At 71.7% G+C, this 10,476-nt stretch carries 6 protein-coding genes; 4 read left to right on the top strand and 2 right to left on the bottom strand.

The genetic code is table 11. The features are described 5' to 3' along the window. The first annotated feature begins 32 nt into the window (after positions 1–32). The 4 genes from VXC91_RS16090 to VXC91_RS16075 all read left to right on the top strand — a co-directional run bounded on the left by VXC91_RS16090 (position 33) and on the right by VXC91_RS16075 (position 6,772). Positions 33–1,592, top strand: coding sequence for a DUF6519 domain-containing protein (locus VXC91_RS16090; RefSeq protein WP_329507952.1), 1,560 nt, complete (start codon positions 33–35; stop codon positions 1,590–1,592). Beyond that, positions 1,592–2,485, top strand: a complete 894-nt coding sequence (locus VXC91_RS16085; protein WP_329507951.1) for a peptidoglycan-binding protein — start codon at positions 1,592–1,594, stop codon at positions 2,483–2,485. Before VXC91_RS16090 ends, VXC91_RS16085 begins: the two co-directional genes overlap by 1 nt. 336 nt (positions 2,486–2,821) lie before the next feature. Further along, positions 2,822–6,331: an nSTAND1 domain-containing NTPase gene (locus VXC91_RS16080; RefSeq protein ID WP_329507950.1), complete on the top strand. Its 3,510-nt coding sequence runs from the start codon at positions 2,822–2,824 to the stop codon at positions 6,329–6,331. 36 nt (positions 6,332–6,367) lie between these two features. Then, the gene (locus tag VXC91_RS16075) at positions 6,368–6,772 is read left to right on the top strand and encodes a CU044_2847 family protein (RefSeq protein WP_329507949.1); all 405 of its coding nucleotides are present in this window, start codon (positions 6,368–6,370) and stop codon (positions 6,770–6,772) included. 11 nt (positions 6,773–6,783) lie between these two features. Here VXC91_RS16075 and VXC91_RS16070 read toward each other — a convergent pair whose 3' ends face one another. Then, complete coding sequence (locus VXC91_RS16070; RefSeq protein ID WP_329507948.1) at positions 6,784–7,659, bottom strand: PhzF family phenazine biosynthesis protein; 876 nt, start codon at positions 7,657–7,659, stop codon at positions 6,784–6,786. A 644-nt stretch (positions 7,660–8,303) separates the two neighbouring features. Beyond that, positions 8,304–10,421, bottom strand: a complete 2,118-nt coding sequence (locus tag VXC91_RS16065) for an FUSC family protein (RefSeq protein ID WP_329507947.1) — start codon at positions 10,419–10,421, stop codon at positions 8,304–8,306. Positions 10,422–10,476: the final 55 nt, after the last annotated feature.

Below are 10,476 nucleotides of genomic sequence, written 5' to 3'. Positions count from 1 at the left end.
ACCCGCAGACTTCCGAATCAGGGGGCCCCTTCATGCACGCCGATCTCTCCCGCTCCACCTTCCGCCCGGAGCGGCACTACTCCGCGGTCGTCGCCCAGCAGGGCCGCGTCCAGCTCGACGCCGACCTCAACGAACAGACCGCCCTTCAGCTCCACCGGGAGCGGACCCTCGTCGCCGACCTGATCGGACAGCACGGCGGACCCCGCGAGGCCACCGGCTTCCGCATCGAGTACGTGGGCGGCAACCACGACATCGACACCCTGTACATCCACGGCGGCCGCTACTACGTCGACGGCATCCTCGTCGACGCCGACCGTCCGGCGCCCGGCACACCCGTACCGGACGAGGGCGCCGAGGCCCAGCAGCCGGCGGACGCCAAGACGTACTGGGACTACTGGGACCAGCCCGACGGCTTCCGGGACCCCGAGAAGCCCGGCGACCGACTGCCCTCGCCCACCTCGGAGCCCTTCCTCGTCTATCTCCACGTCTGGGAGCGGGCCGTGAACGCCGCCGAGGACCCCGCCCTGCGCGAGGTCGCGCTCGGGGCGGCACTGCCGGACACCGCCGTACGCAGCAAGGTCGTCTGGCAGGTGCTGTCCCTGTCCCTGAGCGAGCTGGAGCTCGATGACAGCGACGCCGCCGAGCCGTCGAAGGAGGTCGTCCGGGCCGCCTTCGCCCGCTGGGCGCAGCACCGGTCCGCCGTTGCGTCCCGGCTCGCCGCCCGCAGCGAGCGTCCCGAGCACGCCGACGACGACCCGTGCCTGGTCCGGCCCGACGCGCGCTACCGTGGCCAGGAGAACCAGCTGTACCGGGTCGAGGTCCACGCGGGCGGCGAGGCGAAGGACGCCACCTTCAAGTGGTCCCGCGAGAACGGCTCGGTGGTCTTCCCGGTCGACGAACTCGACGGCAGCTGGGTGCAGTTGGCGTCCCTCGGCGTCGACGACAAGCTGGACCTCGACGTCGGCGACCACGTCGAGTTCACCGACACGGCGTACGCCTCCCGCCTCGAGGCCCTGCCCCTGCTGCGGGTCGAGGAGCTCGACCTGCCGGGCCGCCGGGTCCGGCTGTCCGCCGAACCTGCTCCGGGGGTGGGCCGGTTGCCGCATCTGCACCCGTTCCTGCGCCGCTGGGACCATCACGAGGGCCCGCGGCGCAAGGGCCGTACGACGGCCCTGAAGGGCGGCGCCGTACCCGTCACCGAGGGCGAGTGGCTGCCCCTGGAGGACGGCGTCGAGGTCTACTTCGCCCAGGGCGGCAGCTACCGCACCGGCGACCACTGGCTGATCCCCGCCCGCACCGCCATCGGCGGTGTCGAGTGGCCGGCCGATCCGGCCCGCCGCCCCCTGTTGCGTGAGCCTGCCGGAGTCGCCCGCCACTTCGCCCCGCTCGCCCTGGTCAAGGGCGAGGAGAGCGCTGTGGACCTGAGGCTCGCCTTCGGTCCGCTGGCCAGCAGCATCCCGGCGGCGGACGAGGCGACCCTGGCCGCCGAGGCACAGGCCGCCCGGGAGGAACAGGCAGCCGAGTCCGGCCCCTCCGGGGGCCGTTCGCAGACCACTGCGGCGGCCGAGGCCGCCGCGGAAGGAGATAAGTGATGGCCCAGCCGCTGAGCGCGTCCAAGCTGGTGGAGATCCTGCGCGCGGAGGGCGTGTCCGTCCACGAGGTGCGCGACTGGCGCCACCACAACCGCAACACCAAGGGCCCGTGGGGCCCGGTGAACGGCGTGATGATCCACCACACCGTCACCTCGGGCACCGAGAACTCCGTGAACATCTGCTACAACGGCTACTCCGGGCTGCCCGGCCCGCTGTGCCACGGCGTCATCGACAAGCAGGGTCATGTCCATCTCGTCGGCAACGGCCGCGCCAACCACGCGGGACTCGGCGACAGCGACGTCCTGCGCGCGGTCGTCAACGAGACCAAGCTGCCGTCCGACAACGAGGCCGACACCGACGGCAACCGGCACTTCTACGGCTTCGAGTGCATCAATCTCGGCGACGGCAAGGATCCCTGGCCCGAGGCGCAGAAGGAGGCCATCGAGAAGGTCGCCGCCGCGATCTGCCGCCACCATGGCTGGTCCGAGCGCTCCGTCATCGGTCACAAGGAATGGCAGCCCGGCAAGCAGGACCCGCGCGGCTTCACCATGGACGGCATGCGCCGGCGCATCGCCGAGCGCCTGGCCGGAAAGGGCGCGGGGAAGGATCCGGGAGACCCGCACAAGCCCGCGCCCAGGCCGAAGTACGCGCCCTTCCCGGGCAGCGGCTTCTTCCACATCGGGCAGAAGTCACCGGTGATCACCGCCATGGGCCGCCGCCTGGTCGCCGAGGGGTGCAGCCACTACGAGAGCGGGCCCAGCCCGGTGTGGACCGAGGCCGACCGCAAGTCCTACGCCGCCTGGCAGCACAAGCTCGGCTTCAAGGGCAAGGACGCGGACGGCATTCCGGGCAAGGCCAGTTGGGACAAGCTGAAGGTTCCGTCGGACAGTTGAGCGACGCTGGTTCGCGCCCGGCGGGGGCTCAGCCCTGCCGGGCGGCCTTCGCCTGCCTCAGGTTCTTGATCCGCTCCGCCCCCTGCGGACCTCGCCCTGCATGGCGCGCTCGCTCGCGCTCGCGAAGCGCCACCTCGAAGACGTGCACCGTCACCAGGAGCACAGCGCGTGTCCCGCGTGAGAACCCGGGTTCGGGCGCAAGGAGACCAAAGAACGAGCCCACGCTGTGAAGACGAGGTGGAGCACTGCATCAGCCTCACCCGTATGCCTCCGGAACTCATGTAGTTTCAAACAGAGTTGGCTGCGGTGAGGCAGAGCCGGAGGGGGGTGCCGGTGGTGGCGGACAGTGCGGTGCCGGGGGATGCGGCGGTGGTCCGGATCCTTGACGAGGAGGGCCGGCCGGTCGGTGCCGGGTTTCTGACGGCGAAGCGTGATGTGCTGACCTGCGCCCATGTGGTCGCCGTCGCCGTGGGACTGCCCGAGGGCACCGGCGAGCGTCCGGACGGCCCTGTCAGGCTCGACTTCCCGCTGGCGGCACGCGGCAGGGTTCTCGAGGCCCGGGTCGAGCAGTGGACGCCCATGCAGCCGGACGAGTCCGGGGACATCGCGGTACTCCGGCTGCTCACCGACCCCCCGCCCGGCGCGGTGCCGGCGTCGGTGGTCGAGGACGGAGCCGCATCGGGCCGCCAGGTGCGCACCTTCGGCTTCCCTGCGGGCTACGACGCCGGTGTCTGGAGCGTCGGCGTGTTGCGGGGCCGGCAGGCCACCGGGTGGCTCCAGTACGACACGGATCCGACCAGCCAGTACGAGGTCGGACGCGGATTCTCCGGGGCCCCGGTCTGGGACCTGGCCCGCGGGGTGGTCGGGATGGTGGTCACCGTCGACGACGAGCCCGGCCGACGCGCCGCATACCTGATCCCCACCGAGACGCTCCGCGAGTGCTGGCCGCCCCTGCGCGAGGCCGCGCAGGGGAAGTGCCCCTTCCGGGATCTGCGCCCCTTCCAGGAGGGCGACGCGGAGCTGTTCCACGGGCGGGACGAGCCCGCCGGCCGGATCGTGGACCAGCTGGGCGTCGGTACGGGTGTCACGCTGGTGGGCGCCTCCGGGTGTGGCAAGTCCTCGCTGCTGAATGCCGGTGTGCTGCCCCGTCTCCGTGCCCGCGACGAGCTCCTGATCGTGCGGTTCCGGCCGGGCAAGGCTCCGCTCGCGGCGCTCGCGGAGGCCCTCCTGCCGTCCTTCGAACCGAGGTTGGGCGAGACCGCCCGTATGGCCCAGGTGCCTCAGCTGACGCAGCTGCTGCGCGAGGGCCGGATGCCGGCCGTGGTGGAGCGGATCCTGCAACAGCAGGCCAAGAGCAAGCTCCTGGTCATCGCCGACCAGTTCGAGGAGGCCCTGGTCCGTACCGACGACGAACAGCACGACACGGATCTTGATGCGTTTGCCGCCGCACTGGGCCACTGCCTGGACCCCGGAGCCGGCCTGCAGACCGTCATCGCCCTGCGCGCCGACTTTCTCGCCCCCGCCCTCAACCGCCCGGCACTGGCACCGCTGCTCGACGGCAGTCGGCTGTTCATGCTGGGGCCGATGCGCGACGACGAAGTGCGCGCCGCCATCGAACAGCCTCTCAGCGGCGTCGGAGTGCGCTACGAAAAGGGTCTGGTCAAACGGCTCCTCACCGACCTGGGCCCCGACCCGAGCAGACTGCCGCTGCTGGAATTCACCCTCACCAAACTGTGGGAGCGCAAGGAGCACGGCGTCATCGGCCACGCCCATTACCAGTCCCTGGGCGGTGTCGGCGAGGCCCTGGCGACGCACGCCGAGCAGGTGTGGGCGGCGCTCAAGGAGGAGGAACGGCCCAAGGCGCGTGCCCTGCTGGTCCAGCTCGTCCATCCCGGAGGCGCCCGCACCTCGCCGACCCGGCGCGTGGTGGCCCGGACCGAACTCCCCGCGGCTCAGTGGCGGATCGCCCAACGCCTGCTCACCACGCGCCTTCTCGTGCCGGGTGAGGATCTGCGTACGGGCGGTGCGCAGCCCGTGGAGACTGTGGAACTGGCGCACGAGGCGCTGTTGTCCCGCTGGCAGCGGCTTGCCGAGTTCGTTGTGGCGGACCAGGGATTCCGCCGTTGGCAGGAGGACCTGCGACGCCGGTTGGGGCAGTGGCAGGGGGACGAACGGGCCGGTGCGCGCCTCCTGCGCGGTGCCGACCTGCGGGACGCGCGGAACTGGTGGCGGGCCCGCGAGGACGAACTCGGCTCCGCGGAGATCGACTTCGTCACTGCCAGCATCTCCGGCGCCCGGCGTCGCCGGATCACTGCTGCCGCGATCGCCATGGTCTTGATGCTGATGGCAGGTGTGGGTACCTGGGCGTGGCGGTACCGGGCGGAGGCGCACACGGCACGGCAGTCGGCAGCCGTGGCCGCGGGCGTTCTGGCACAGCAGTCGCGGGATCTGGAGACCGGAACGGACCGCGGCGACCGGTACACCGCGCTGCTCCTCGCCCTGCGCGCCTACCGCACCCAGGACAACCCCGACACGCGTGCGCTGCTCGGAGAGATGTACCGGCGTTTCGGTTCCGCCGACCTTCTGGTCCCGTCGTACGCGCCGGCAGCGGCCTCGATCGCGGCAAGCGATGGGGTGGCGGCGAGCGCCGACGGGCGGGTGGTCGCCTCGTGGACGGCCGACGGCAAGCCGACGGTCTGGAGGAGCATCGGGAACGCCGCAGCGGGAAAGGCCATCGGGAGGCCGGCCGACACCATGGCCGTCAGCCCCGACGGATCACTGATCGCGATGGTGGCGGGATCCCTCTCTCTGACTTCGGGGACCACGGCCCCGCCGGACCCCAGGGGGCCGGCCGTGGAGCTGTACGACGTAGAGGCCGGTCGGGTCGTACGCCTGCTGCAACGCCCCGACCAGGGTGATCCATGGCCGATCACGCCCTCGGGCTGGCCTTCGATCCCGAGCTTCCCCGTACCGCCCGGGACGCGATTGCCCACGCAGTACGCGCAGTTCGCCTTCGACCCCACGGGCAGGAAGATGGTGGCACTGACCGGGATCGCTGGGACGGGTGGCCGGTTCATCGTGTGGGACATGGCCAATGGCAAGATCGAGAAGATTCTGCCGGGCCCTGACACTCAGGTCAGCCGACTCTCCTTCACCTCGGACGGACAGGGGCTCGTCGCCGTGGGACAGGACCTCACGCAGGGCCTGTCCGGTGAGCTGGTGATGTCGGTGCGGACGTGGGATCTGAACAAGCCGTCCTCGGCGGGCCGGACTCTGTTCACACTGGGCGGGCTGGACGGCGCGGCTCCTTACGACATCAGCCCGGACGGCGCCGTTCTGACCGCGGCGACCACCCGGACGGAGGGGTACCACGCCCACACCACCGTCACGACGTACATGTTGCCCGGCGGCAGGCGACTGACGCAGCGGCAGCTGCCCCACGACCAGGCCGTCACCGGTGTCGCCGTCACCGCGCGGGGCTCGCGCATCGTGGCCTACCAGGCCGTCGGCGACACCTCACTCGGTGGTCCGGTCTCGGCGAAGCCCGGTGTCGTCCAGGTGTCCGCTCCCTGGCGGGACATCGCACTGCTCGGTCCGGACAGCCGCCCCACGGTGTTCCTCACCGACGGGCTGGGCATGAACGGCTTTGTGACACCTGTTGGTGGCGACCCGGTGGGCAGGATCCCCGAGCCCGCCACCGGTTCCGCGGGTCCCGTACCGGCCGATCGCGCCCAGCGCTGGATGGACCGTTTCTGCCGGATCCTGGGCGATGAGACGCTGCCTGCCGCCGCCGAACAGAAGCTGCCTCCCGCGGCCTACCGCAAGTCCTTGTGCCCACACCCCTAGGGACGCCCGTCAGTCCCCGACCACGAAAGAGGATGCATGCTCCCGGACACCCAACTCATCCGCGTTCCGCTCGACGCCTCGGCGGATGGCGACGGCATCCAGGTGCTGCTGGAGGCGGACCCCTCCACCTCCGGCATCGTGCGGGCGGCGCGTCCCGGTGATGTGGTGGCGACGGCCGCCCATTCCCTGGACGAGAGCTTCGACCACGTCCGCGCCGCGGCGGAGTCACTGGTGGGTCGGCTCACCAGGCTTCCCGTGCGACCCAAGACGATCGAACTGGAGCTGGGCGTGAAGATCAGCGCGGAGGCGGGCGCCATCATCGCCAAGACGTCGGGTGAGGGCAACTTCCGCCTCAGGCTGGTCTGGGAGAGGCCCGACGGGGCCCCGCTCACGAACGACCGGCAGCAGCCTTCGAGGGGACCCAGGCCGGACCCGGAGTGACCCGCAAGCGACTAGCTGATGCGAGCTCCTGTGCCGCTGACTCGAACGCGCGGGTCACCCGCGCGCAGCGTCACCGTCAGTTCGCCCGGGCGGCCCAGGTCCTCGCCCTGATGCAGAGTGAGGACGGCGTCCTCGGGGACCAGGCCGAGCTCACGGGCGTACGCACCGAACGCGGCGGCCGCGGCGCCGGTTGCCGGGTCCTCGACGACGCCGCCGACGGGGAACGGGTCACGGACATGGAAGACGGTGGCCGACTCCCGCCACACCAGCTGAACCGTGGTCAGGTCCAAGCGGTGCATGAGGGCTTCGAGGCGCGCGAAGTCGTACGCGAGATCAGCGAGGCGCGCGCGCGTCGCTGCCGCGAGCACGAGATGGCGGGCGCCGGCGAACGCGATATGGGGCGGGAAGGCCGGGTCGAGATCGGCGGCCGGCCAGCCGAGCGCGGCGAGCGCTTCCGCGAGGTCGGCGTCGACGATCTCCTCGATGTGCGGCTCGACACTGGTGAGTGTGGCCTTGACCGTCCCGCCCTCTTCGGCCACCTCCACCGGCACGGTGCCGACACGCGTCGCGAACACCAGCTCCCCGGGGCCTGTCCGCTCGGCGAGCGCGATGGCGGTCGCGACGGTGGCGTGGCCGCAGAACGGCACCTCGGCCTTGGGGCTGAAGTAACGGATGCTGTACGCCCGTCCCTCCTGGCCGCCGAGGCCCTCCGGGGGCGCGGTCAGGAACGCGGACTCCGAGTATCCGAGGTCGGCGGCGATGGCCAGCATGTCGCTCTCGTCCAGGGCGCCGGCGTCCAGAACGACGCCGGCGGGGTTTCCGCCGTTCGGGGCGGTGGAGAAGGCGGTGTATCGCAGCACCTCGGGCCGCGGCGCATTTGTCGTCACGCCCGCGGTAACGCGGGGCGGGACCGCGGCTATTCCTGGACGCGGGCGGAGGCGTGATCGGTCCCTGCGACGAGCCGCACATCGATACCGTCTCCACGTCCACTTCCCGTTCCTGAACTGGGACTTGTGCCGAGAGAAGGTTTCGTGTGGCGTCGCCTCGGGCGGTTGTCCCAGCGGTGGGTGGTCCAGGACTGGCGGTCAAGTCTTCGGACGGTGGTGATCGTGTCCGCGAGGCCGAAGAAGGCGTCGATCACCATGGGACGGTGTTCGTACCGGTGGGCGATGCGGTGAAAGGCGTTCAGCCGGGCGTGCGTTCACTCGGTGTGCCGGGGCCGGCTCGCCTGGATCGGGGGCTTCCGGCCGGTCCGGTGTATGACACGGCTGCGGGCGAAACGACGCGGCGGGCCAACTTGCACCGTCGGCGCAACTGAGCCATGTATTCCGCAGTTTGCGGGAACCGGGGATCGTCACGGTTCATCTCCTCCCGCCTGGCGCCCGTATATGGCCACTGGCGGCGGGCGCTCGCCCACCGCATGGCGGAACTGGCCCACTCCCACGATCAGCGGGGTCTGCCAGGCCTCGCCCCTCACCGCCCCCGGCAGGGAGATCCCACGGTCGCGGGCGCGGGGCGACCCTGCGGAATCTCAGGCTGCTGCATGACGACGGGGGCGGTGGCGGGCGGCGATGGTGGCGGTGAGGGCCTCGACGGCGTCGACGGTAGCGGCGCTCAGAGCGACGGCGTGGCTGGTCGCGGCGCTGCGGGAGCCGTCGGACGTCGCGGCCGGCAGGCCGGAGCGGGCGGTGCAGGAGTCGAACATCGACCGCAGTGCTCCGGGGGCCACGGTCTCGGCTCCGGCGGCGGCGCGGGCCAGGGCGGCGAGGTGTTCGTGCAGCGGATCTGCCAGTTCGGTCAACTCCGGCACGGTGTCCTGCGGAGTACGCGGCAGGTGTTCGCGCAGCAGGGTGGCGCACCCGGCGACCGTGGACACCTGGGTGCTGATCTGTTCCATCTGCGCAGTCGACCAGGAGCCGCGGTGCTGGGCCGGCTCGGCATGCGACTGCTTCGCCGCGGCCTCCAGGTGCTCTCTGACCTGCCGTGATCGCGCCCGCAGCTTGTCGAGGGCTGCCAGATCGGTCGCTCCGACGTCGGCATAGCCGGTCAGCAGTTCGGGGAGCAGCCGGTCCTGCACCCGCAGCCATTCCGCGAGCAGACCCGGCAGCCGCCGGGTGGACCAGGTCGGCCACACCAGGAAGATGAGCACGGCGAGCGCGGCGCCGAGCACCGTGTCGGCGGCGCGTGCCCATGCCGTCGGCCCGGGCAGCCCGCCGACATGATGGATCAGGAAAACGATCCAGCTGGTCAGCCACAGGTTGAGCATCAGCTGTCCGGTCCGCAGGGTCAGGAACGAGGCCGCGGCCAGCAGCACCGCCACGACCGCGAGGCCGGCCGGCGACCAGTGCGGCACGGACAGCACCCAGGCGAGGAGGCCGCCCAGCACGGCCCCAGCCGCCCGTCCCCAGCCGCGGGCGATGGTGTGCCCGTACTCGGGGAAGAGCACCAGCATGGTGGTCAGGGTCACCCAGAAGCCGTGCGCGGAGATGCCCAGCCCGCCCCACCCGCCGATCGACCGGCCGATGACCTCGGCGATCACCACGCCCACGGCGAGCCGCACCGCATGGCGGAAGATCGGCGACTGGGGTAGCAGCTGTGCTCGGATTCGCCGGGCCGTGCGTGCCACGGAGGGGGTGCCCGCGTACAGGCCCGGCACCTCGGTGTGGGGTTCCAGCACATCGCCGAGGTGGTCGTCGGTCGTGCGCCGGGCCAGCTGCTCGGCCGACTGCAGCCGCGCGGCCAGGTCGCGCGGGCCGCGCACGGGCGAGTCGGCCGCCCACGACTCCAGGAGGGTCCAGACCTCCTCGGGAGTGCGGTGCGCGCGGCCGGAGGCCACCGTACGGGAGATGTCGTCCAGCGCCTCGCCGGCGGCGGCCAGTGCCTGCTGGTTCCCGGCCGCCGCCGGCGCGGGTACCGTCAGTCGCACGGTCTGCAGCGCGCGGCGGATGCGCTCGGCCTCTCCCAGCAGTCCGAACAGGGCCGCCGCGGCCGGCCGGCTGAACTGCGGCAGAAGGTCCAGGGCCTGCCGGGCCGCCGTGAACGGAGCGGACGGGCCCAAGGCCGCGGAGCCGGCCGTGACGGAGGCCTGTGCGAGTGACTGGTACAGAGCGGCCAGAGCGCGGCGCTGGGTGGCGAACCGAGGACCGTACGGCGGGAGCAGTTGCACCACCACGACGAATCCGGTCCCGGTCGCGATCCACCCGGCCATCACCAGGCCGCCGCGCACGTCGGGAGCGAGATCGGCCGTGATCATCAGCCCGATGAGCGTGAGGCAGCCCCGGATGCCGGGTGCGACGCCCAGCGTCCGCCACAGCCCGGCGGCGAACGCCGCGACCGCGAGCAGCAGCAGGAACAGCCAGGTGGTGCCGAGCACCAGGGCCCCCAGCACCGCCATGACGCTGAAGCCCGCTGCCATCCCGAGCGCGTTCACCACACGATGCCGCAATGGGCTGAGCAGGGTGCCGATGCCGCAGATGAACGCACCGACGCTCGCCATGGCCCCGGCGACCGGGTTGTCCAGCAGCAGGCCGAGTGCCGTGGCGAGCAGCACGTCCAGCACGGCCCGGGCGATCGCCGACGGGGAGGCGAATGCCCGCTGGACGCGCAGCCCCTCCCGGCCGGTCGTGACGAGCGACGACCACCAGCGCATGGCGGGGGCTCCTTACTTCTCCGTACGGTCGAAGGTGAGGGGAAGATCGAGTTCA

Origin of the sequence: Streptomyces chiangmaiensis, from assembly GCF_036281785.1 — a bacterium.
GTDB classification, from domain to species: domain Bacteria; phylum Actinomycetota; class Actinomycetes; order Streptomycetales; family Streptomycetaceae; genus Streptomyces; species Streptomyces chiangmaiensis.
This window is presented reverse-complemented; position numbering and strand designations above follow the sequence as displayed.

Excerpts from the sequence above, each read along its gene's own strand:
- VXC91_RS16090 (WP_329507952.1), top strand. The coding sequence starts at position 33 with ATGCACGCCGATCTCTCCCGCTCCACCTTCCGCCCGGAGCGGCACTAC.
- VXC91_RS16085 (WP_329507951.1), top strand. The coding sequence starts at position 1,592 with ATGGCCCAGCCGCTGAGCGCGTCCAAGCTGGTGGAGATCCTGCGCGCG.
- VXC91_RS16075 (WP_329507949.1), top strand. The coding sequence starts at position 6,368 with ATGCTCCCGGACACCCAACTCATCCGCGTTCCGCTCGACGCCTCGGCG.
- VXC91_RS16065 (WP_329507947.1), bottom strand. The coding sequence starts at position 10,421 with ATGCGCTGGTGGTCGTCGCTCGTCACGACCGGCCGGGAGGGGCTGCGC.